The following is a 24048-nucleotide window of genomic DNA, read 5'->3' as shown; positions in this document are numbered from 1 at the left end:
GCCGAGACCTCGAACGCACACGCCGACGCGGCGCGCTCGGCCCGAGGTCATCAGCGCCGAGGATAAACCGAGCACATTTCGTGAACAACTCACGAATTCACTCGTGAGCCCGGGTGCCCGACATCAATCGCCGATGCGCGGGGCTCCCACGCCGAGCGCCTCGACCAGCCCGGCCGCAAAACTCGCGCCGATGCGTCGCGAGAAGCTCTCGAAGAGATCGCGTTTCTTGGTGTAATCGACCAGGGTTTCCGCGCCGATGACGTCGCGTGCAACCGAACTGGAGCTGCCCAGACCATCGACCAAGCCCAGCGCGACCGCCTCCTCGCCGCTCCAGAAGAGTCCGCTGAAGACCTCCTCTCCGCCCTTCAGTCGATCACCGCGGCCGGCTTGGACCTCGGCGATGAACTGGTCATGCAGGTCGTCGAGAACAGTCTGGATAAATGCCTTCTGATCCGCCGGCAGCGGCAAGAAGGGGTCGAGGATCCCCTTGTTCTCCCCGGCCGTGAGCAGTCGTCGCTCGATCCCGAGCTCCTTGATCGCCTCGTCCAGACCGAAGCTGCCGATGCGCACGCCGATGGAGCCGACCAGGCTGGCCTTGTCGGCGTAGATCGAATCGGCGGCAACGGCGATGTAATAGCCGCCCGAGGCGCAAATGTCGGTCGCCACGGCGTAGACGGGCATCTCCTTGTCGTTGTCTTCCTTGTACTTGGCCTTCAGTCGCTTGATCTCGTCGTTGATGTAGCCGGACTGCACAGGGCTGCCGCCGGGGCTGTTGATGCGCAGGATAATGCCCTTGACCTTGTCGGCCTCGAAGGCTTCGCGCAGGGCGGTGATCACCCGATCGGCGCTCGCGTCGGCCTCGGGCGCGATGACGCCCTTGATGTCGATCACGGCCGTGTGCTCCTCGCTCGGCGAGATGCGCTCGAGCAGGTCTTGGGAATAGGCCGCGATCAGCAGTCCGATCAGATAGACCAGGATCAGCGCCTTGAAGAAGATGCCCCAGCGACGACCGCGACGCTGCTCGCGCAGGTGCTCGACCGCGAGCTTATTGATGAGCGCGCGCTCCCAATCGGGCGCATCGGGCGACGGCATTTCGTCGCGACGCTTGGTCCAAAACTTCCAATTCATGGGTGACTCCCGGGATTAAACCGCGCCCGGCGCGGTATGCGATGTTTGTGGATGGGATCGGCCACGGCAGACTTGACGAACGCTGGAGTCCGCGCGGTTTAAGAGATTAAAAAATAAATCATTTCAAACCGCTCCCCGCTAAAGGCTGTGGATGCACCAAGCCTCGATCTCACTCGAAAACGAGCATCTCGCTCCGGACGCGGTTGCGGTCTCGGCTCAGCGCATGTCGTAATCGGTCAGCCAGGCGGGCAGCGCCGAGATGTCGTGAATACACTCCAGCGGGGCGTGCGGCATCAAACGCTCGACCGGGTGGACACCGTAGGAGACGGCGAGTGCCTTGGTGCGGGCATTCAAGGCCATCTGCATGTCGTACTCGGTGTCGCCGATCATGAGCGTGGCGGAGGCTTCGGCACCGAGCTCGTCCATCAGCTCGAGCAGCATCTGCGGGTTCGGCTTGGAGAAGGTCTCGTCGGCGCAGCGCGTCGCATGAAAGAGTGCACCGAGACCGGTGTCGGCGAGTGCCTTGTCGAGTCCGACGCGACCCTTTCCCGTGGCGACGGCCAAGCGGTAGCCTTGGTCCGCCAGCTGGGTCAAGGTCTCGCGAGCGCCGGCGAAGAGCACGGAGGGCGTCGGATCGATGTCGAGAAAATAGCGGCGGTAGCCGGTGACCAGATCCCGGAGGGTCTGCGGATCCGCTTCCGGGTGCAATCTCAGGAGAGCTTCGTCCAGACCCAGTCCGATCACGTCGCGCGCGGCCTCGCGGGCCGGCGGCGGCAGGCCGAGATCGCCGAAGGCCGCCTGAAGACAATGGACGATGCGTGCCTCGGAATCCATCAGGGTCCCGTCCCAGTCGAACACGATCAAGTCGAAGGTCACGCGGCGGGCTCCAATGCAGACAAAAAGCGTTCGAGGTCATCGGGTAGGGGCGACTCGACCTCATGCCGTCGCTCCGCCCCTTCAAGCTGAAAGCTCAAGGCAGAGGCGTGCAAAAACAAGCGCGACAGGCCCTGCGCCTTGAGTGCGCGATTCGCGGTCTCGTCGCCGTATTTCGGGTCGCCCGCCAAAGGGGTTCCCAGATGAGCGGCATGGACGCGGATCTGATGGGTACGTCCGGTGATCAGCTCGGCTTCGACCAGGGTGAGCACACCGACGTCCGAACCGAAGCGCCCCAGACGTCGAAACACCGTGCGCGCAGGCTTTCCCTCTTCCGGGTCGACCTGGACCATCCGCTCGCCGCCCTGCAGCACGTTTTTCTTGAGCGACGCGTCCACGCTCACCTTCGAGCGCTCCAGCTCGCCGACGATCAGGGCCAGATAGCGCTTGTCCATGCCGCCTTCGCGGATCAGCTCGTGGAGCTCGCGCAGCGCGCTGCGTCGCTTGCTGATGAGGATGCAGCCGGAGGTGTCGCGATCCAGGCGGTGGACCAGCTCCAGCTCGCGGCCGGGCCGCAGCTCGCGCAGGGACTCGATCAGGCCGTAGCTCAAACCGCTGCCGCCATGCACGGCCAAGCCGGCGGGCTTGTCGATGACCAGAAGGCGCTCGTCTTCGAAGAGCACAGCCTCCGCAAGCGGTGCGAGACGCGACGCAGGCACCCGGGCCGGCGTTCCCGGCAGCGCCGTGCGCACCGGCGGGATGCGCACCAGATCACCCGTGCGCAGCCGATGACTGGCCTTGACCCGTCCCTTGTTGACGCGGACCTCGCCGCGTCGCATCACCCGATAGAGATGACTGCGCGGCACACCCTTGAGATGGCGCAATAGGAAGTTGTCGATGCGCTGCCCGTCGGACTCGGCATCCACACAGAGCACGCGTACGGCCGAATCGTCCCGCGGCAGCGCAGGCTCGGGACGCCGACGCTCGACCACGACGGGCTTCGGGTCGGGGCGCTTGCGCTGCGTGCTCCCGCGTCGGGTCCTCTCGGAGCCGGTCGTTTTAGGCTCGGCCCCTTGGGCGATGGCGCGTTTCGGGCCGGTGCCGACGCGTTCGGAGCCCTTCGCCGGAGCGCCCTTGGGACCGGCCCGCTCGGAAACCGGGCGGCTACGGGAGACGTCCCGGCCGCCTGTCGCGCGGGCGGATGCATGCTTGCTCGGACGGCGGTCGGCACGGGGATGGGGTCGATTCACGAATGATGGCGCCTGCCTGGGTGGCTCAATTGATGCTAAATAAGGTTTACTGATACACTTGGACGCTTGCGCTGGCCAGCGGAAACGCGATTTTTCCCGGAGCGGCGAGCGCAGCCAAGGGTCGATCACCTGCCGGAGCGAGTGGAGTCGAATTCACTCGGAAGGCCCGACCCTCATGCCGGCATCCGATGTCCGAACAGGCCGATGCGCGGGATCTCGAGTGGTGTCGCGGACTCGCTTCGTCGAGTGACCGCGCATTCTACACCCTGTGAGCGCCGCGCGCCCTGTACGACGGCAGTTCAGCGCAGCCGGCGCCAAGCTCGCCGCTCCCTAGATCGACCCCTCCACCCAGGCGGGCCGATCAGGTGCGAGCGCCCCTACGGGCGCTCGTCGACGACAAAACACTACTGACCACGCGCGTGCCCGTCGGGGCGGCCCAAGAGCCCGCCCGAACGGACGCTGCCGATGCCGTCGGGCCGATTCATCGGCACGGCGGCGACACGCCGATCCGCCCGCGGTTTTGCCGGGGTGCACGGCGAGCAGTCCCCGAGACGGGAGACGCGTCGTGGTGCGGAATACAACCCTATGAAACGCATGCTGATCAACGCAACTCAGCCCGAAGAGTTGCGTGTTGCGACCGTCGACGGTCAACAGCTTTACAACCTGGATATCGAGTCACCCGGCCGAGAGCAAAAAAAGGCCAACATCTACAAAGGTATCATCACCCGCGTCGAGCCCAGCCTCGAGGCCGCCTTCGTCGACTACGGTGCCGATCGGCACGGCTTCCTCCCGCTCAAAGAGATCGCGCGTGCCTACTTCGAGCCCGACAGCGTCAAACCCGGCTCGCGCGTCAGCATCAAGGAGTCGGTGCGCGAGGGCCGCGAGGTCGTCGTCCAGATCGACAAGGAGGAGCGCGGCAACAAAGGCGCAGCACTCACGACCTTCATCTCGCTGGCCGGGCGTTATTTGGTGCTCATGCCCAACAACCCGCGCGCCGGCGGGGTCTCGCGACGCATCGAGGGCCAGGACCGCAGCGAGCTGCGCGACGCCATGAGCCAGCTCGAGATTCCCGAGGACATGGGCCTGATCGTCCGTACCGCGGGCGTGGGCAAGAACGTCGAGGAGCTCCAGTGGGACCTGGACTATCTGCTGCAGCTCTGGAAGGCGATCGAGACCTCCGCGGAGGGCCGCAAGGCGCCCTTCCTCATCTATCAGGAAAGCGACGTCATCATCCGCTCGATCCGCGACTACCTGCGCGTGGACATCGGCGAGATCCTGATCGACAACAAGGCCGTCTTCGAACGTGCCGAGAGCTTCATCCGCCAGGTGATGCCGAGCAATCTGAAGAAGCTCAAGCTCTACCAGGACGAGGTCCCGCTCTTCACCCGCTATCAGATCGAGAGCCAGATCGAGTCGGCCTTTCAGCGCGAGGTGCGCCTGCCCTCGGGCGGCTCCATCGTCATCGATCACACCGAGGCGTTGACCTCCGTGGACATCAACTCGGCGCGCGCCACCAAGGGCGCGGACATCGAGGAGACCGCGCTCAACACCAACCTCGAGGCGGCCGACGAGATCGCCCGCCAACTGCGTCTGCGTGACTTGGGCGGACTCTTCGTCATCGACTTCATCGACATGACGCCGCCGAAGAACCAGCGCGAGGTCGAGAATCGGCTGCGCGACGCGCTCAAGCACGACCGTGCCCGGGTTCAGGTCGCACGCATCTCGCGCTTCGGTCTGCTGGAGATGTCGCGCCAGCGGCTGCGCCCCTCGCTCGGCGAATCGAGCCAACAGGTCTGCCCGCGCTGCAAGGGTCAGGGGACTATCCGCGGGGTCGAGTCGCTCGCACTGTCGATCCTGCGCATCGTCGAAGAAGAGGCGATGAAGGAGAGCACCCACCGCATCGTCGCGCAGCTGCCGGTGAGCGTCGCGACCTTCCTGCTCAACGAGAAGCGGCGCGGCATCCTCGAGATCGAGCAGCGTCAGGGTGTGGAGGTCCTGTTGCTGCCCAACGAGGCACTCCAAACACCGGAATACCAGATCGAGCGCGTCCGGACCCAGGATGCGGGAAAGGTCGCTCCGGACCAGGCGAGCTACGAGCTGACCGCACCCTCGGAGACCAAGGTCGCGCCCTTCTATGCCAAGCTCGGTCAACCCGTGCAGGCCGAGGAGCCGGCGGTCAAGCAGGTCTCGCCGGCGACCCCGGCCCCCCAACGCTGGACACCGACACCCCAGCCCGAAACACCCGTGCGTCGCGAGGCCGAGCGCGGCGAGCCCGAGAGCCTGCTCAAGCGCATCTGGACCGGACTCTTCGCGCCGCGCCAGCCCGAAGCGGAGACCCCCGCAACCCGCAAGCCGACCGCCCCGGAGCGCTTGACGCCCGAGACCCAGCCGCGCACGCAGCCACCGCGGCACGCCGCCGATTCGGGCGAGCGCCGCAGCCAAAGCAGACCCCCGCAGGGGCGCCGCGACGAATCCTCGGGCGAGCGCGAGCGCGGGCGCCAGGACCAGGGCCGGCACAGCCGACCGGCACCCGAGCAGCAGGCGCGTGCGGAGCCGATCCGCGGTCGTACCGAGGGTGGCCAGGGCAGCGAGTCCGTCACGCCGGCCGATCCGACACGACCCGAGACCGAGGAGCAGATGCAGGCCCGCCGCAACGGCGAGACACGCTCGCGCCGCGGCGGCTCGCGCGGACGCGGTCGGCGCAGCTCCGGATCGAGCGAGGGCGGCCGTCCCGCGGGCGAAGCAGCGCGCGATCAGGATAGCCGCGGCGACGAGGGCTCCGGCGAGCGCACCGCGGGTCGGCAACAGGCCGAACGCCAAGGCGAAGACACGCCGGCGACGAGCGGCGATCGAGCAGCCGCGTCGTCGCGCGGCAGCCGGCCGGAGGATCATCCTCTGATGATTGCACCCGTCGGCGAGACCGCCGGACCGAGACCGGCTGCGAGGCCGTCCTCGGACGAGACCGCCGCGCAAACCGGCGCGGCGGGCGAAACATCGAGCGATTCGATCGAACGCAAAGGCCCGACGGAGCGTGCCGAGGAGGCGCGCCTCGGCGCACAATCCGAGGGGGCCGAGAATGCCTCGGACGAGACATCCGACACAGGTACCGAGCCGGGGCAGGACGGCAACGCAGCACCGGCCGGCGAGCGGCCTCGGTCCTCGCGTCGGCGTCGCGGCGGCCGCAATCGCCGACGCTCTTCGGCCGGTGTGGACGCGAGCGCGGAGACGAAGGAAGGCACGGGAGACGAGGCCGGCAGCGCCGAAGGCGCTTCGAATCCCACCGCAGACCAAATGCCCCCGCAGCCGCACGATCGGCAGCCGGCGCACGAGGGACCGATCGAGGCGACCTCGAAACCCCGCGAGTTCCGGCCTGAGCGGCGGATGCGCGAAGACGCTGTCGTCTCGCAGGGCGAAAACGCGCGCGCGGAGCCGCGACCGGACGGATCGAGCGCCGAGGCATCGATGCCGAGCGAGCGGACCACACCGATCGTGCATGAGGCTCCCGCCGGCGAGCCAACTGCGCCGATCAGGCATGAGGCCGCGGCGAGCGAGCCGACCGCGCCGATCAGGCACGAAGCCCCGGCGAGCGAGCCCACCTCGCCGATCAAGCACCAGACCCAAGCGAGCGAGCCGACCACCACGATGCCGCGCCCGGCGCCCGTCGCGGAGACCGCCCCGCCTCAGCCGGCCGATTCCCCGGCCGGGGCAGGCGCGCATCATCCTGCGTCCGAAGGGTTCCGGCGTGAAACCAACGCCTCGGCCGACACCGACGATCGGTCGACGCCTAGACCAGAGCCTGTTGCGCCCGCACCCGCCGCGGCGGCAGACTCGGGGGCCGATCCTATCGAACCGAAAGGCGGCGCCTAGCCGCGCAGCAGCGGTTGATCCGCGTCCTCGCGCGACCTGGATCAACCGACCGAAATCGCCTGAAACCGTCAACGTAGGATCCGGCTCATCGGGGTCATCATGCTCGGACTGTTTTTCGAGAGCCTGACCGACTTACTCCGTCTGACCTATCGGACATTCGTGCCGGCTCCGGGCCGTCCCCGGCCGAGCGCCAAACGCATGCTGGTGATGAGCGGATTCATCCCGCTCTTCGCACTTGTCCAAGGGATCCACTGGATCGGCTTCCTGCTCGACGAGATCTTCTACCGCGGCTATCGTCGTGTCGCGGTCCGCGAGCCGCTGTTCGTGCTCGGGGTACCCCGCAGCGGAACCACCTATTTGCATCGCGTCATCGCGGACGACACCGCACTGACGACCTTCTCGACCTGGGAATGTCTCTTCGCACCCTCGGTGACGCAACGGCGCTTCTGGCTCGGCCTCGGGCGACTCGATGCGCGCGTCGGTCGCCCCCTCGGGCGGATGCTCGACTGGATCGAGCGACACGCCTTCAAGGGCCTCGATGCGGTCCACGCCATGCGCTTGAGCGACCCGGAGGAGGACTACTTCGCGCTCATGCCCGTGCTGGCCTGCTTCATCCTGGTTCTGCCCTTCCCGCACTCGGATCTGTTGTGGCGCATGGGCCTGTTCGACCGGGACATGCCGGAAGCACGGCGCGCACGGTTGATGGACTTCTATCATCGGTGCCTGCAGCGACATCTCTACGTCCAGGGCCCCGAGAAGAGGCTCTTGTCGAAGAACGCCGCCTTCGCCCCACTGGCCGGCACTCTGGCGGCGCGCTTCCCGGACGCGCGCTTCATCGTCTGTCTGCGCGAGCCGCATGCCACGCTCCCGTCTCAGCTGAGCTCGCTCGCGGCCGGAATCGACTTCTTCGATGTCCTCTCGGCGAGCCCCGATTTTCGCGAACGCTTGACCGAGCAACTGAGCTTCTACTACAAGAATCTGGAAAGGGCGTTGGGAGAACTTCCCGAAGAGCGCTGCGTATGGGTTACGATGCGCGCGTTGCAGTCGGACCCGGCTTGTCGGATGCCGGAGATTTACGCGCAGCTCGGGCTCCCGGCGAGCTCGGAATTCCGCGCCGCGATCGCCCGCCGCGCGGCCGAGGCCGGAACCTACCGAAGCGCTCACGGCTACAGCCTGGAGCAGTTCGGACTCTCTCGAGGGGACATCGATCGCGATCCGGGACCCGTCTTCGCACGGCTTGCCGCCCGGTCGGTATGGACCGCGGCCGATGCATCGTCGATGCACCGGGGAGCGAGGCCCGGCGACGATCCCATGGGCTCATCCTCAACCAGGACACCCGTGCGCCATGCTGAACCTATCCACTGCGGAGACCAGTGTTAGGACACCCGTGCAACCCTGCGCCGCCGAGCTGCGTGTTGCCATCGTGTCCGACGCCGCACCCGAGCGCAACGGTGTGGGCGCCTATTACCGCGACCTCGCCGACCATCTCAGAGGCGCCGGCGTTCGCGTCGATTTAGTCGCCCCGCGCTGTCGCGCGGGATCCTGGTCCGGAGGTCTGACACTCCCGCTGCCCGGCGACCCGACGCAGAAGATCGTCTTGCCCGCCCCTTGGCTCGTGAGCCGACGTCTGGATCGCCTGCGCCCGAACGTCGTCATCGTCCCGACTCCCGGCCCGTTCGGCATGCTCGGAATGCACTTGGCCGAGCGCTGCGGGGCGTCGCTGGTGGTCGGATTCCATACCCATTTCGAGGCGCTGACGACGCTGTTCCAGGACTGGGGTTTCGGCGCACGCATCGCCAACGGATACCTCGCTGCCTGTCATCGGCTGCTCTTCCGCAAGAGCGATCTGGTCTTGGCAAACTCCGAAGAAATGATGGCGGTGGCGCGATCGATCGGTGCGCGCAGCGTCAGCCTGATGGCAACCCCCATCCCGCGGCGGTTTCTCGAAATGCCTCCTGTCCCCGCAAGCAGGCAAGTTGCTCGAGTGCTTTTCGCCGGGCGTCTGGCACCGGAGAAGAATCTGGACGCCATCGTCGCGGCAGCGCGTCGACTCCCGGACATCGAGTTCCTGATCGTCGGCGACGGCCCCCTGCGCGCGTGGGTCGAGGAACAGTGCCGAGGCTTGCCCAACCTCGGACATTCCGGCTGGGTCAGCCGCAGTCGGGTCATGGCCCTGATCGACGAGATGGACGCCTTGATCCTGCCCTCGACGGTCGAGTCGTTCGGCACCATTGCATTGGAAGCGATGGCGCGCGCACGCCCGGTGCTGGTGTCCTCGGCCTGCGGCATCCTGAGCTGGGATCTACTGAGCCGAGGCATCTTCCGAATCCAGGAGGGCGAGCACCTCGCAGATGCATTGGCGCGGCTGCGTGACCTGGACCCGGCCATCCGCGAGCGCAAGGCGCGTCTGGGACGCGAAGGCGCTCGGGAGATCAACCAGCGCAACCTGCAACATTGGCTCGCCGTCTTGTCGGGCGACTATGCCGAAACAGTCGATGTCAAACGCTGAACCCACAAGCGGCTCGAGCGCCGGACGCATCCGCGCGCTGGTCTCGGTGCACGACGTCATGCCCGAGACCCTTCCGCAGGTCGAGCGCATCCTGACTCTGCTCGACGCCGACGGGATCGCGCCTGTCACGCTGTTGGTGGTTCCCGGCACCGGTTGGAACAACGAGGGGATCGAGCGGCTGCGCGGATACCAGGCGAGGGGCTGCGAGCTTGCCGGCCACGGCTGGGTCCACCGCGTGGAGCGCATCACCGGGTTCGCGCACCGCGTGCATTCGCGCGTCATCTCGCGCAATGTCGCCGAGCACCTCGCGCTCGACCGGATCGGCATCCAAAGCCTGATCGCGCGCTGCCACGCCTGGTTCGTGGACCGGGACCTCGGTGCTCCGGCGCTCTATTGCCCGCCGGCCTGGGCGATGGGCTCCATCCCGCGCTCGACGCTCGCAAGCCTGCCGTTCACACGCTATGAATTATTCAGCGGTGTCCTCTCGGCCCAAACCGGACGGATGCATCCGGTCCCGCTCACGGGCTACGAGGCGGATACCACCCTACGCACCCTGGCCATCCGGATCTGGAACCGGCTCAATCGTCGGCGCGCCCACCGGCGGGGCTGGATCCGCATCGGGATCCATCCCAACGACCTCGACCTGCGCCTCGCCGAGGATCTGCGTCGGGACCTTCGCCGCTTTCGGTCTCATGCCGGTTACTCCGAGGTCGGTGCCCCGTAAACCGCGTCCAGTCGGGCCTGCACTGTCGTCGCATCGATTCGAAGGCCATTGTGACCTGGACGTCGCGGGCTGCGATCGCGCATCCGTGTGCCACGGACGCGGTTACCGAAGGCGCTGCATCAGGTCTTCCAACAGCCCTTGAGATGCCGCCTCGACCAGATCGAAGACCTGATCGAAACCGCGCGCTCCTCCGTAATAGGGATCGGGCACGTCCCGTACCCCGAGATCGGGCGCAAATTCCATAAAGAGCCGCAGCTTGGACTCCATCCCCGGCGGGCATAGGCCAGACAGAATGCGGTAGTTGTCCCGATCCATCGCCAGCACATAGTCGAAGGACTCGAAATCGGCGCTCTCGGCGAGACGGGCACGCAGATCGCCGATATCGATCCCGCGCTCGAGCGCGGTCGCACGTGCGCGCCGATCGGGCGGCTCGCCGACGTGATAGGCATGGGTGCCGGCGGAATCGATCTCCACGCGATGCGACAACCCCCGCGCGACGACCAGCTGTCGAAAGACACCGTGCGCCGTGGGAGAGCGGCAGATATTGCCCATGCACACGAAAAGCACCCTGACCTTCTGCGATTCAGCCTGTTTGGATTCACTCATGATGGTCTTCGCCCGACGAAATCGATCATGGCTGGTATGATATACCGGCCTCACACGAATATTTCGGTGCAGTGCCGATCCCGCGCAAGGCGCAGCAGCGCCCGGGTCCCGGCGACGGGACCGCGGGGCCGCAGGTCGACTCGAGCATCGGATTAACTGAAGGACGCGGCTTCGATGGAGAACACGCCAGACACGGCCACGTTGGCCGATCAGATCGTCTCGTTGTCGGAGGCGTTGGCGCGCCATCGGCTTGAGTTTCAAGCGGCCGAGAACGCGCTCGTGACGCGAATCGCGGATGTCGACGACGACCGACGGCTGACGACCAATCGTCTGCAGCGCGCTTGGCAGACACATCACGAAGAGACCAACGCCAGACTCAAGCATCAGGTATCGGTCTTTATCGGAGCACTCCTGTTGGTCGCCGCCCTGCTCGGCGGCGCTTTGTTCTTCGTCTACGGCCATCTGGATGCCGTGCAACGCACGCTGATCCAAGATGTTGCCCGGTTGCGTGTCGACTACGAGCAGCTCTCTGCCGTCGCGGCCCAAGATGCGGCCCTGCAGGCGGGATTGGCGGATCTGCGCGCCTCGGTTGCGGCGATGTCGGAGTCCTTGCCCCCGCGCGGCGAGGCCACGGAGCCGCAGGCGCCGCCCGAAGGGTCGGCATCGGCCGATCAGGTGCAGATGCGGCTCGCCCCCGAGCCCACCGATGAGACTGAACAGACCGACGACACGATCGCGATCACCGCCGAGGAGACCCCGAGCGCGCCGGCCGAACCCGAATCAGCGCCGATGGCGCAAGCAGTACCCGATGCCGAGGTCGAGGAATCCCCGTCTGCGGCCGCGATCCGAGACGACACCGCCCCGGCGCCAACGCAAACACCGGAGGAACTCGCCGGTCAAGACACCGAGCCAGCTGCCGTACCCTCGCCCGAGCCCTCGCCCGAGCCCTCATCCGAGACAGTCCCCGAGGCCGCCCCCGAACCCGACCCTGCGTCCGACCTCACGCCGAGCGCGTCACCGACCGGCGACCCGTCCCCGGGCAACGAGGATGCCCGACCACAGAGTATCGAGCCGGTTGCACGGAGCCTCGACGCGAATAGCGAACAGGCCCGGCCGGTTTCGGCTCGTATCCTCGACGAACCCCTGACCGTCGGGAATACACCGTTCGCTTTGCAGCTGATCGGCTTTTACTCGCTCGACGAGCTGCTTGATTTCGCACGCCGCGAAGAGCTGCCGTCGCGTGTTTATTTCCGCGAAGAGAGCTACCAGGGCCGCCCTTGGTTCGTCCTGATTCACAGTCTTTATTCGGGCTACTCCGACGCCTCCGCCGCCATCGACAGGCTGCCGACGCAGCTGGCGATACTCGACACCTGGATCCGCAGCTTTCCCCCCGAGACCAGGCTCGGAATCCTCCACATCGAGCGGTAGCCGCTTTCGGCCCGACCGCTCCCGACGGGTGGTACGCATGTATGTATTGTTGCTCAGTATCCATGGCTTGATTCGCGGACACGACCTCGAGCTCGGTCGTGACGCGGACACCGGCGGCCAAACCAAGTACGTGGTCGATCTCGCCCGTGCACTCGCCGAACGCCCGGACATCTCCCGAGTCGATCTCGTCACCCGGCGGGTGATCGACCCCGCCGTCAGCCCGGATTATGCCGAGCCCATCGAGACCCTGAACGACAAGGCGCGCATCGTCAGGATCGACGCCGGACCGGAAGGCTACATCCCGAAAGAGCAGCTTTGGGACCACCTCGACGGATTCGTGGACAATCTGACCGCCTTCCTGCACGACGAAGGTCGGTGGCCGGGGGTCATCCACAGCCATTACGCGGATGCCGGTTACGTCGGGGTACGGCTCTCCAACCTGGCGGGTATCCCCCTGGTCCACACGGGCCATTCATTGGGGCGCGATAAACGCCAGCGCTTGCTCGCCGCCGGACTCGACGGCGAGCAGATCGATGCACGCTACAACATGGTGCGGCGCATCGAGGCCGAGGAGAGCGTCCTGGGCACGGCGGAGCTGGTCATCACCAGCACCTACAACGAGATCGAAGAGCAATACGCCCTCTACGATTACTACCAACCCGAGCGCATGGTCGTCATCCCGCCGGGCACCGACCTGGTCCAATTTCATCCGCCGGCCGAGGACGATCCGCCGATCGGTTTCGCCGCGGACGTCGATCGCTTCCTCGACGAGCCCGACAAGCCGTTGATCTTGGCACTGTCCCGCGCCGATCACCGCAAGAACATCGTCGCGCTGCTCGAAGCCTACGGCGAATCGCCTGAGCTTCAGGCGCTGGCCAATCTGCTGATCATCGCCGGCAACCGGGACGATATTCGCGACCTCGACGAGGGTGCACGGACCGTTCTGACCGACGTCTTGCTGACCATCGACGCCTACGACCTCTACGGCAAGGTTGCGGCCCCCAAACACCATCGCTCCGAGGAGGTGCCCGAGATCTATCGCCTCGTCGCCCGTTCCGGTGGCGTCTTTATCAATCCGGCCCTGACAGAGCCCTTCGGACTGACCCTCTTGGAAGCCGCGGCAAGCGGACTGCCGCTGGTCGCCACCGAGAACGGCGGTCCGGTCGACATCATCGGCAACTGCAAGAACGGCCTCTTGGTCGACCCCTTGGATCGCCGGGCCATGGCCGACGCCTTGATTCGTGTCCTGGGCGACGAGGACTTCCGCCGCGAGCTCATCCGAAACGGCCTGAGTGCCGTACGCGACCGCTATTCCTGGCAGGCTCACGCCGAGACCTATCGCGAGCGCGTCGCTCCGCTCACCAAGCGGGCCGCGCCGATTCCGGCCACGCCGCCCTTGCGCCGTCGGCTCATCTACCGCGACCGTGCACTCTTTACCGACCTGGATCAGAGCCTGCTCGGCAATGCCGAAGGCGTCCGGCGGTTCATCGAGATGATGCGGACCAACAAGCGCTGCGCGAACTTCGGGATCGCGACCGGCCGCCGACTCGATACACTTCTGGTGGAGCTGAAACGGCACGGCATCCCGGTCCCCGACGTCATGATCACCAGCCTCGGGACCGAGATCCATTACAGCGCCGCACTGGTCGTGGACGACTTCTGGAGCGAGCATGTCGACCATCTCTGGAATCCGCGGGCGGTGCGCCGCGCCCTGGAGGATGTGCCCGGTCTCGTGCCCCAACGCAGGACCGAGCAGAGTCGCTTCAAGATCGCCTATCACTACGACCCCAACGTCGCCCCGCCGGTCGATGAGATCACGACCCTGCTGCGCACCCGCGAGCTGACGGTGAACGTGATTCACGCCTTCGGGCAGTTCCTCGACGTCGTGCCGATCCGTGCGAGCAAGGGCCAAGCACTGCGCTATGTCGCCCATCGCTTCGGGATCCCGCTCGAGCACATCCTGGTCGCCGGCGGCTCGGGTGCGGACGAGGACATGATGCGCGGCAACACACTCGCGGTCGTGGTTGCGAACCGTCACCACGAGGAGCTCTCGCAGCTCGTGGAGATGGACAACATCTATTTTGCCCGAGAGGCCCACGCGCTCGGCATCCTGGAAGCCATCGAGCACTACGATTTCTTCGGGACCTGCAGCGTCCCCGGCGCCAATCCCGGGCGCGGCGCAGGCACGGTTCAGGACGTCCCCGGTACGGCATCATGAAGCCGTTGTTGCTCTGTACGGATCTCGACCGCACCCTCGTCCCCAACGGGGCGGAACCCGAGTCGCCCGACGCACGCCCGCGCTTTCGGCGCTTCGTGTCACGGCCGGGGGTGACGCTCGCGTACGTGTCGGGCCGTCATCAAGGACTGGTGCGCGAGGCGATCGCCGAATACGACCTGCCTGTTCCCGACGTGGTCATCGGCGACGTCGGGACCAGTATCTTCAGGGTCACGACAAGCGACTGGGAGCCGCTCGCGGACTGGCAGGAGGAGATCGGTCGCGATTGGGCCGGCATCGGTCGCGACGGACTCGCCGAGCGCTTGGTCGATATCGATCTTCTGCGGCTTCAGGAGCCGGAGAAGCAGGCGCCTTTCAAGCTCAGCTATTATGCGCCCGTCGATGTCGACAGCGAGGCACTCAAGGCCGAGGTGAACACCCGCCTGATCCTGTTGGGGGTGAACGCCAGTCTGATCTGGAGCATCGACGAAGCGGCGGAGATCGGGTTGCTGGACGTGCTGCCCGCGGGGGCGACCAAGTATCACGCCGTGGATTTTCTCATGCGCCGACTCGGTCACGACGAGACCACGACACTCTTCGCCGGCGACAGCGGCAACGATCTCGAGGTCTTGATCAGTCCGATCCCTTCGGTTTTGGTCGCCAACGGCCACCCCGAGGTGCGCGCGCAAGCGCTGCGTCTGGCCGCAGCCAACGGACAGGCCGACCGACTCTACTGCGCACACGGCGGCTGGTCGGGGATGAACGGGAACTACAGCGCGGGTATCCTCGAAGGCGTGGCCCATTTCAGGCCCGACCTCATGCCCTGGCTGGATCAGTGAGCCGCTCTGGACTCCCATGACCCCGGAGGTCGGATGAGCGAAGCGTCCTCCGACACGCAATATCTCAGCTGACCGCCGAAGTCGAGTTACGGCGCGCACCGGCCTTGGCGCAATCGCCATGCGTTGTGCAAGCGCGCCTAACCCGACCTACGCATCGACACACTCGTTTTCGGAAGATCGAGGAACCAGCCAATGGCCGAGTCATCCACCAAACAGCCGATCGTCGACATCTTCGGCGAGGTCCTCTTCGACTGCTTCCCCGGCGGTCGACGCGTCCTCGGCGGAGCGCCTTTCAACGTCGCCTGGCATTTGCGTGCCTTCGGGGCCGCGCCGCGACTGATCAGCGCGGTCGGGGACGATCCGCAGGGCGAGCAGGTGCGCCGCGCGATGCAGGACTGGGGGATGGACACGAGCACCCTGCAAACCGATTCGGATCATGCGACGGGGGAGGTCCGGGTCATGCTCGACGACGGCGAGCCGACCTACGAGATCATCCCCGATCGCGCCTTCGACCATATCCGTGCCGTCGACCTTCCGCCTGCCGGGGAGCTGCTCTATCACGGCACACTGGCCCTGCGCAGTCCCGTCTCCGCCGCAACGCTGAGCGCGCTCGAGGCCCGCGGGCACGGCATCCGTTTCCTCGACGTGAATCTTCGCGATCCCTGGTGGTCTGCCGAGGCCACGCGCGGTCTGTTGCAGGATGCCGACTGGGTGAAGCTCAACCGCAGCGAGCTGGCGCTTCTGGCTGACGCCTCGGGCTCAAACGACGCCGATGCCGACGATGCGCAGCTCACCGCGCTGGCGTCGGCTTTCCTCGCGCAGCACGGGCTCACCGGGCTCGTCGTCACGCTCGGCGGCGACGGTGCCTTCGCACTCGGCCGCGACACTGCCCCGGTGCGCGTCGCACCGGCACCCGCGCTCGCGGTCAAGGACACGGTCGGCGCGGGCGACGCCTTCGCATCCGTGCTCATCCTCGGAATCATTCGAGGCTGGCCGGTCGCGACGACCTTGGAGCGGGCCCAGTCCTTCGCCTCGCGCATCGTCGAGCAGCACGGCGCCACGTCTGCCGATCCTGCACTCTATCGGCCTTACCTTGATCAATGGGGTATTTGAACCACGTTCAGCGGTTCGTGCGAAGATTGGCGCACCTAATGGAGCAGGTGCAGAGATTCCGAGACCGTCCGAGATTATTTTTATTGTGGTGGTCGTTTTCGTTGTCGTTGTCGTTGTCGTTGTCGTAATCGACCATCGGATACGACCACGATTACGACAACGACAACGACAACGAACGGTCTCGACACATCTGCCTTGCTGCACTAGAGACCGGTCAGACCACTGCAAAGATCGGCGCCGCGCGGTTCAAAGATTTAAATGCACGAATGATCTTGAACTGCATCTCCGCCGAGACGACGGGGCGCCTCCAGACCCATAAAACACGACACACAGCACTCACACACTTCGGACGCAGTTCAAATGTACGAACAGGTTTCTCACGCCCTTCTCAACGACATTCTCGATGAGCTCGATCACGAGGTCTGTCGCGAGGATCTGCGGCACTTCTTCACCCGCCTCGGTGCGAACTTCTACGCCATCCATTCGCTGTTTTTCCATCTCTACGGACACCGGGAAGACTTCAAGACCCAGATGGTGCACCTGACCGAGCGTCTGGCCCGGGCCTACATCGACCGCCCCGCGGCGCTCAAGCAGCTCGACATGGCCCGCGAGGAGGACCACAACTGGTTCCTGAGCCAGCAATGGGTCGGCATGGCGCTGTACTCGGACGGATTCGCCGGCAACCTGCAGGGACTCAACGAGCGCCTGCCCTACCTGCAGGAGCTCGGGATCAACATCGTCCATGTGATGCCGATCCTCAAATGCCCGCAAGGTGCGAGCGACGGCGGCTATGCGGTCAGCGACTTTCGCGACATCGACCCGCGTGCCGGAACCGTCGAGGATGTGCGCGCGCTCGCGGATTCCATGCGACGGCGCGGCATGTTGCTGACGCTCGATGTGGTCGTGAACCACACCTCCGACGAGCATGAATGGGCGCAGCGCGCCCGCGAAGGCGATCCGGAGTACCAAAACTTCTACTACTGCTTCCCCAACCGCGACGTCCCGGACATGTTCGAGGCGACCATGCCCGAGATCTTCCCGGAGACCGCCCCCGGCAACTTCACCTGGGACGAGCAGATGGAGAAGTGGGTGATGACGGTCTTCAACAACTACCAATGGGACCTGAACTACTCCAACCCCGCCGTTTTCATCGAGATGCTCGACATCATCCTCTTCTGGGCCAATCAGGGGGCGGACATCGTTCGGCTGGATGCGGTCGCCTTCCTTTGGAAGAAGATCGGCACGACCTCGCAGAACGAGCGAGAGGCACACCTGATCCTGCAGCTGATGAAGGACTGCTGCCAGGTGACGGCGCCGGGCGTGCTCTTCATCGCCGAGGCGATCGTGGCCCCATCGGAGATCATCAAATACTTCGGCGAGGATGCGGTCATCGCCAAGGAGTGCGAGATCGCCTACAATGCCACCTTCATGGCCCTGCTTTGGGACGCCGTCGCGACCAAGAACGCCAAACTGCTGAATCAGGGCATCAAGAGCCTGCCGAACAAACTCGACCGCGCAACCTGGTTGAATTATCTACGGTGTCACGACGATATCGGCCTGGGTTTCGACGACGCCGACATTCGCGCCTGCGACTACGACCCCTACTCGCACCGTCGTTTTCTCGTGGACTGGTACACCGGCGCCTTCGAGGGCTCTCCGGCGCGAGGACGGCCGTTCGGCGTCAATCTGAAGACCGGCGATGCCCGCATTGCAGGCGCGCTCGCCTCCCTCGCGGGTCTGGAATCGGCGCTCGAAGCCGAGGATCAACATGCCATCGATCAGGTCGTGGATCTCATCCTGATGCTGCACGCCATGATCCTTTCGTTCGGCGGCATCCCACTGCTCTGGTACGGAGACGAGATCGGCACGCTCAACGACAACTCATTCCTCAACGACACGCACAAGGCGAGCGACGCCCGCTGGGTCCATCGTCCGCGCATCGACTGGGCGCGCGCCGAACGGCGTCACCTCAGCGGTACCGTCGAGCGCCGCCTGTTCGATGGTCTGAAACGGCTCATCGCCGTGCGCAAGGACACTCCGGCCTTCGCCGACTTCAACAACCGCGAGCCGATCGACGTGGAGAACCCGCACCTCTTCGTCTTCCTACGCACCCACCCGAGCCTGGCCGCCAACGCGGTCCTGGTTGCGGCCAACTTCGACGCCAAACCTCAGTATCTGGACCTCGACACCTTGAATCGACGCGGACTCTTTCGCTACGGACAGATCATCGATCTTGCCTCGGGCGACACACCCGCCGTCTTCAACAACCGAGTGGTGGTCCCGCCCTACCATTTTTACTGGTTGGCCAACCAACGCCCCGGGGCGCTCTTCGAAGCGGGCCCGATCCGAAACTGATCGGAACATGCCCCGTAGTACGGCCTGCAGACTCTGAATCCTTGATCAGGGTCAGCGTGTGGTCACCGCCGACAACACCCCGTCGCCCGGCGGTTTACTCCAGGATATCGGAGGCGTTTCGGGCTGGCCTCCGAACGGATCACGGTATCGAGGGGATGTCCCAAGCCCTTGGGAGGGCGACTGGAGCATTGCCATCAGTCTGCGGGATGAACGGCCTGCAGGACCCAGGGAGCACAACAGGGGAGTTTGCGGTGTTGGACCCGCGACGCTTCCAGAAATGCCGCCATGCGAGATCTAGCCATTTGAGCATCGTTCGAGGAGCAACGAAGGCGTCAAGAAAACTGTACCCGAAATGGATCCGAGTGATTGTTCGACGCGCAAAGCAGTCGATCGGGGCGAACCGGATCAGCGCCGGCTCTCGCCCGGAACCGGCCATTGGCAACTCCAGTCCTCGTGTGGATTAAGGTCGACACGGTAGGTGATCGGCGGGTCCGGCAGCGCAGTGTAATAGAACGCTGCCCCCCATTGGCGTGCCCGCTGGCGGTGTAGTGGTCAAGGATCAGCTTGTGCGCGAGATCATTGTCGGCCGGCAGGTCCACCGTCGTCGAGGCCAACAACGCATTAACGAACAGCTGCAGCTTCACGGGTCGTAGGTTGAGATCTTCGCACGGGTCGATGTCGTGCTGAGGAACCCCACCCAGGGCTATTCGGTGCGGACCCTGTACCAGGCGGCTCGCTGACCATGTACGTCACGGTAGCGCAGCTCGAACAGGCGCGAATCATGCAGCAGCTGTCGCCAGCTGGCGCGTCCGTACTTGTTGGGCTGCTGTTCAGGACTCCGTTCCGTGATCCAACACCCAGCCGCTGTAACGGGTGTCCATCCGTCCACGGCGAGTTCGCTCGCCGCATCGCGCAAGGCGCGGACAATGCCTGCTGCCGGCCAGAGTACTGTGCCGTCCGGGGCGATGCCATTTAACATCCACACTCTACGCACAGTACAAGCACGGCTCAAGTTCCATGCTGTCCCACGGCCTGTGGCGACGGGTAAGTCGCCTGCTTCGGCGACCCCGTGGCGATCGCTCCAAACCGAGTGTGGAGGCATGAACTACACAGGATCGATCGTTGCCGCGCCAGATGCGCCTGCACGGCAGAGTGCCGTCTGCAAACGACCACAACGCGTCCGGAGCTGTCAGCAATCTTGGAAAAATCAGGGACAGCCAACCGCGAGGATCTGTCAAGGGCGCGCCTCGACACAACTGCTCAGCTCGCGCGACGCCAGGTTGCAACGGCATCGTCCAAGCGCGCTCGGATGCTCGACAGCAGCCGCTCGATCGGTTTCTTGCGGGCGCTGTATTTGAGCTTGAGCAGATCCATCTCGTCCATCGCGGCCAGCAGGAAGTCGTCGCTGGTCTGGATGGCATCCACCAGACCGAGCTCGACCGCACGTTGTCCGTGCCAATACTCACCGGTGGCGACGCGGCCAAGATCGAGCTCGGAGCGATAGGTCGCGACGAATGACTTGAAGAGTGCGTGTGTCTCTTCCAACTGCTCGCGCAGCTTTTGGCGACCCTCGTCGGTGTTCTCGCCGAAAATGGTTAGTGTGCGCTTGTATTCGCCGGCCGTATGCAGCTCGAAGTCGACCCCGTAGCGTTCCAGCAGGCGATGAAAGTTGGGCAGCTCGGCCAGTACGCCGATCGAGCCGACCACGGCAAAGGGTGCGGCGATGATGCGCTCTGCGACACAGGCCATGAGATAGCCGCCGCTGGCGGCGACCTTGTCGACCGCGACCGTCAGCGGGATACCCTTCTGGCGGATGCGCGCCAATTGCGACGCAGCCAGCCCGTGCTCGCTGACCAGACCGCCCGAGTTGTCCAAACGCACCAAGACCTGATCGCCCTCGTGGGCCTCCATCAAGAGCGTCGTCACCAACACCCGCAGCGCGCTGACCTCGCTGGCCCGGATGTCGCCGTTGAACTCGATGACGAAGAGCCGCTTGCGGTCGGCATGCCCCGCTTTCTCGCGGGCCTTCTCCGCCTTGTGCTCGGCCTTGCGATACGCCTTGTACGCCTTTTTCGAAAGCGAAAACGCCTTCAACTCCGAGCTCAGCGCACGATAGCGCTGGTTGAGGTCGGTGATCTCCAGCTGCTCGGAATCGCCGTGGCCGCCCTGTCGAAGCCGCATGGCAAGGATCAGCAACACGGCGATTCCCAGCAGGATCGTGATCGTCTTGGCCAAAAACAGTCCGTATTCGAGCAGGACTTGAATGAGTGATTCCATCAGCGGCAACTCCTCGCCCGGAAGGTTCGTGACTGTTGCGTAAGACCTCGCAACCTAACAGGAGAACAAACACCCGAACACGCAAATCTCGCCGCCCGACCGCTCACCATGTGCTCAATCGACTGATCAATACAATCGATGCCCCGGGATTCGATCCGTAACGTCATGCCGCGCTCCTGTCAAGCAGGACGGCCTGCAAGGATTCCCGCTGGACTTGCCTTGAGGTGAGTGCGCTGAATTCACCGGGGCCTAACGCGGCGTACCGCAATGATCGATGCATCCTCACAGTCCAAGCCTAACCGAGGCCAGGAGGACGATCCCGACCCTGAGCCTGCCCGTCACAAGCCCCATGCGATCCCACTCTGCGACCGTCAAATCGCTATCGGCGCACGAATCGCCGGTTCCGGCTCATACCCGACGATCTCGATATCCTCGAAACAGTAGTCGAACAGGCTCGGCGGACGACGCAGCAGACGCAACTGCGGCAGCGCCCGAGGCTCGCGCTTGAGCTGCTCGAAGACGATGTCGTCGGTCAGATGATTGCGGTAGAGATGCAGGTCGCCGAAGGTGTGGATGAATTCGCCGACCTGCAGATCGCACTGGTGCGCGATGAGATGGGTCAGCAAGGCATAGCTGGCGATATTGAAGGGCACACCGAGGAAGAGATCGGCGCTGCGCTGATAGAGCTGACAGGAGAGCCGCCCATCGGCGACATAGAACTGAAAGAGACAATGACAAGGGGCAAGCGACATTCGCCCGGCCTGCACGTTCTCGCGCGGACTGCGTGTCTCGTCGGGCAGATCCGCCGGGTTCCAGGCCGAGACCACCAGCCGGCGCGAATCCGGGCGGATCCGGATGGTCGCGACCAGCTCGGCGAGCTGGTCGAGGACGCGGCCGTCCGGACAAGACCAACTGCGCCACTGGGCGCCGTAGATAGGACCGAGACTTCCGTCCTCGGCCGCCCACTCGTCCCAGATGGTCACGCCGCGGTCCTGAAGCCAGCGGTTGTCGGTCGAGCCGGCCAAGAACCAGAGCAACTCGTGGATCAGACTTTTGGTATGCACCCGCTTGGTGGTCAACAGCGGGAAACCCTGCTGCAGATCGAAGCGCACCTGACGACCGAACACCGAGCGCGTCCCCGTGCCGGTGCGGTCGGCCTTGTCGATGCCGTTGTCGATCACATCACGCAGCAGATCGAGATAGACGCGCATCCGTCAGACCGTCGCCGGCCCGAGCAGGAGCGAGTGCCCGTCCATCTGCTCCGGGATGGGGATACCCATCAGGTGCAGGATGGTGGGTGCGATGTCCTTGATCCCGCCGCCGACCGAAAGACGCCAGGGCACCTCGTCGATCACTAAACAGGGCACGGGATAGGTCGTGTGCTGGGTATGGGGCTCGCCGGTCACGGGATCGACCATCTCGTCGCAGTTGCCGTGGTCGGCGCTCAGGATGACCGAGTAGCCGCACTCGACGGACGTATCGAGCACACGGCCGACCTCGCGATCCAGTGTCTCCACGGCAGCGATCACCGCCTCGCGCACGGCCGTATGACCCACCATGTCGCCGTTGGCGAAGTTCACCACGATAAAGGGAAATTCTCCGCCGCGCAGGGCCTCGATGACGGCATCGGCCACCCCGGGCGCGCTCATCTCGGGTTTTAGATCGTAGGTGGCGACCTTCGGCGATGGGATCAGGGCACGCTCCTCGCCGGGGAAGGGATCGCCTCGCCCGCCGTTGAAGAAGAAGGTTACATGCGCGTATTTCTCGGTCTCGGCGCAGTGAAACTGCGCGATGCCGTCGTCGCTCAGGATCTGCCCGAGCGTGGTCTTCGGCGTGTCGGTATCGAAGGCGAAGGGCAGCCCGAACCAGGGGTCATATTCCATCATGCCCGTGACCTGCACGCGGGTCACACCGCGGCGGTCGAATTTGTCGAAATCGCTCTGGTGCAAGGCCGTCACCAGTTGGCGCGGACGATCCTTGCGGAAGTTGATATGGATCACCTGATCGCCGTCGCGGATCGGCTCGCCGCCGGCGACAACCGTGGGGCGGATGAACTCGTCGTCTTCGCCGGCGGCATAGGCCGCCTCGATCGCCTCGCGGGCTGTCTCGGCGTGCCGGCCCTCGCCGTCGACCATGGCACGCCACGCCAGCTCCGTGCGATCCCAGCGGTTGTCCCGATCCATCGCGTAATAGCGTCCGCTGACGGTGGCGATGCGCCCGCCCGAGGTCTCCAGCGCCTCGTCGAGACACTTGAGATAACTGAGCGCCGAGCGCGGCGGGGTATCCCGACCGTCCGTGAAGACGTGGACCATGGGGCGCGCACCCTGACGCTTGCACAACTTGATCAAGGCTGCTAGATGACGGACATGACTATGGACACCGCCGTCGGAAACCAATCCCATCAGATGAATCGGCCGACCCCGCTCGGCGGCCGCACGCGCGGCGTTCACCAGGGCGTGATTGTCGAAGAAGCTGCGGTCGTCGATCGCGCGATCGATCAGAACCAGATCCTGGAGGACAACACAGCCCGAGCCGATGCACATGTGCCCGACCTCGGAGTTGCCCATCTGCCCGTCCGGGAGCCCGACCGCCAGACCGGACGCCTGCAGCGCGGTGTGTGGATGACTCGAGAAGTAGCGATCGAGATTCGGCGTGTCGGCGAGCACGACCGCGTTGTTGGCCTTGGCCGGGTTCACGCCGAAACCGTCCAGGATGATCAGGATGACCGGGCGTCCCGGAACCTTCTTCCTCGGATGACTCATCTCTCGCTTACTCCTCTGCCGTCGGGGTTGCATATTGTAGACGTTCGGGGGGCACGTCACCCCTGTTTCGGTCGCGTCCCGAAGCCCCGTCAAGTGGGCTTC

Annotated in this window: 17 protein-coding genes; 9 read left to right on the top strand and 8 right to left on the bottom strand. The window is 65.1% G+C overall.

What is annotated here, in order from left to right; all coding sequences use genetic code 11:
- Positions 1-123: 123 nt before the first annotated feature.
- The 3 genes from B4N44_RS10880 to B4N44_RS10870 form a co-directional block, all read right to left on the bottom strand.
- Positions 124-1128: a S49 family peptidase gene (locus B4N44_RS10880; RefSeq protein ID WP_296700626.1), complete on the bottom strand. Its 1005-nt coding sequence runs from the start codon at positions 1126-1128 to the stop codon at positions 124-126.
- Between the two features lie 216 nt (positions 1129-1344).
- Entirely contained in the window at positions 1345-2004 is a 660-nt protein-coding gene (locus tag B4N44_RS10875; protein ID WP_296700623.1) for an HAD-IA family hydrolase, read from the bottom strand.
- Positions 2001-3251 carry an RluA family pseudouridine synthase gene (locus B4N44_RS10870; RefSeq protein WP_296700619.1) on the bottom strand — a complete coding sequence of 417 codons (1251 nt, stop codon included), beginning with the start codon at positions 3249-3251 and terminating at the stop codon, positions 2001-2003. Before B4N44_RS10870 ends, B4N44_RS10875 begins: the two co-directional genes overlap by 4 nt.
- Positions 3252-3836: 585 nt before the next feature.
- Between B4N44_RS10870 and rne the strand changes: the two genes are divergently transcribed.
- The 4 genes from rne (at position 3837) to B4N44_RS10850 (ending at position 10351) form a co-directional block, all read left to right on the top strand.
- Positions 3837-7118, top strand: a complete 3282-nt coding sequence (rne, locus tag B4N44_RS10865; RefSeq protein ID WP_296700616.1) for a ribonuclease E — start codon at positions 3837-3839, stop codon at positions 7116-7118.
- Positions 7119-7217: 99 nt separating this feature from the next.
- Positions 7218-8498: a sulfotransferase family protein gene (locus tag B4N44_RS10860; protein WP_296700613.1), complete on the top strand. Its 1281-nt coding sequence runs from the start codon at positions 7218-7220 to the stop codon at positions 8496-8498.
- Positions 8464-9627, top strand: coding sequence for a glycosyltransferase (locus tag B4N44_RS10855; protein WP_296700609.1), 1164 nt, complete (start codon positions 8464-8466; stop codon positions 9625-9627). The genes B4N44_RS10860 and B4N44_RS10855 overlap by 35 nt, the downstream gene beginning before the upstream one ends.
- The gene (locus B4N44_RS10850) at positions 9614-10351 is read left to right on the top strand and encodes a polysaccharide deacetylase family protein (RefSeq protein WP_296700606.1); all 738 of its coding nucleotides are present in this window, start codon (positions 9614-9616) and stop codon (positions 10349-10351) included. Before B4N44_RS10855 ends, B4N44_RS10850 begins: the two co-directional genes overlap by 14 nt.
- Positions 10352-10453: 102 nt before the next feature.
- Here the strand turns inward: B4N44_RS10850 and B4N44_RS10845 are convergent, their stop codons facing one another.
- A complete protein-coding gene (locus B4N44_RS10845) occupies positions 10454-10957 on the bottom strand; it encodes a low molecular weight protein-tyrosine-phosphatase (RefSeq protein WP_296700603.1) in 504 nt (167 codons plus the stop codon).
- Positions 10958-11131: 174 nt separating this feature from the next.
- Here B4N44_RS10845 and B4N44_RS10840 point away from each other — a divergent pair, with 174 nt between their 5' ends.
- The 5 genes from B4N44_RS10840 (at position 11132) to B4N44_RS10820 (ending at position 18907) form a co-directional block, all read left to right on the top strand.
- Positions 11132-12385: an SPOR domain-containing protein gene (locus B4N44_RS10840; RefSeq protein ID WP_296700599.1), complete on the top strand. Its 1254-nt coding sequence runs from the start codon at positions 11132-11134 to the stop codon at positions 12383-12385.
- A 37-nt stretch (positions 12386-12422) separates the two neighbouring features.
- The gene (locus tag B4N44_RS10835) at positions 12423-14603 is read left to right on the top strand and encodes an HAD-IIB family hydrolase (protein WP_296700597.1); all 2181 of its coding nucleotides are present in this window, start codon (positions 12423-12425) and stop codon (positions 14601-14603) included.
- A complete protein-coding gene (locus tag B4N44_RS10830) occupies positions 14600-15439 on the top strand; it encodes an HAD-IIB family hydrolase (protein ID WP_296700594.1) in 840 nt (279 codons plus the stop codon). Before B4N44_RS10835 ends, B4N44_RS10830 begins: the two co-directional genes overlap by 4 nt.
- A gap of 192 nt (positions 15440-15631) precedes the next feature.
- Positions 15632-16552 (top strand): PfkB family carbohydrate kinase, encoded by a 921-nt coding sequence (locus B4N44_RS10825; protein ID WP_296700592.1) that lies wholly within the window; start codon positions 15632-15634, stop codon positions 16550-16552.
- 360 nt (positions 16553-16912) lie between these two features.
- On the top strand, positions 16913-18907 hold the full coding sequence (locus B4N44_RS10820) for an alpha-amylase family protein (protein WP_296700588.1): 1995 nt from the start codon (positions 16913-16915) through the stop codon (positions 18905-18907).
- Positions 18908-19610: 703 nt separating this feature from the next.
- Here B4N44_RS10820 and B4N44_RS19805 read toward each other — a convergent pair.
- From B4N44_RS19805 to gpmI, 4 genes are all read right to left on the bottom strand, one after another.
- The gene (locus B4N44_RS19805) at positions 19611-19886 is read right to left on the bottom strand and encodes an OST-HTH/LOTUS domain-containing protein (RefSeq protein ID WP_349681082.1); all 276 of its coding nucleotides are present in this window, start codon (positions 19884-19886) and stop codon (positions 19611-19613) included.
- A gap of 281 nt (positions 19887-20167) precedes the next feature.
- Entirely contained in the window at positions 20168-21184 is a 1017-nt protein-coding gene (sohB, locus tag B4N44_RS10810; protein WP_296700585.1) for a protease SohB, read from the bottom strand.
- Positions 21185-21555: 371 nt separating this feature from the next.
- Positions 21556-22395 carry a thymidylate synthase gene (locus B4N44_RS10805; protein ID WP_296700583.1) on the bottom strand — a complete coding sequence of 280 codons (840 nt, stop codon included), beginning with the start codon at positions 22393-22395 and terminating at the stop codon, positions 21556-21558.
- Between the two features lie 3 nt (positions 22396-22398).
- Positions 22399-23946 (bottom strand): 2,3-bisphosphoglycerate-independent phosphoglycerate mutase, encoded by a 1548-nt coding sequence (gene gpmI, locus B4N44_RS10800; RefSeq protein ID WP_296700581.1) that lies wholly within the window; start codon positions 23944-23946, stop codon positions 22399-22401.
- Between the last annotated feature and the right edge of the window lie 102 nt (positions 23947-24048).

The organism is Thiocapsa sp. UBA6158 (assembly GCF_002423035.1).
Classification (GTDB): domain Bacteria; phylum Pseudomonadota; class Gammaproteobacteria; order Chromatiales; family Chromatiaceae; genus Thiocapsa.
This window is presented reverse-complemented; position numbering and strand designations above follow the sequence as displayed.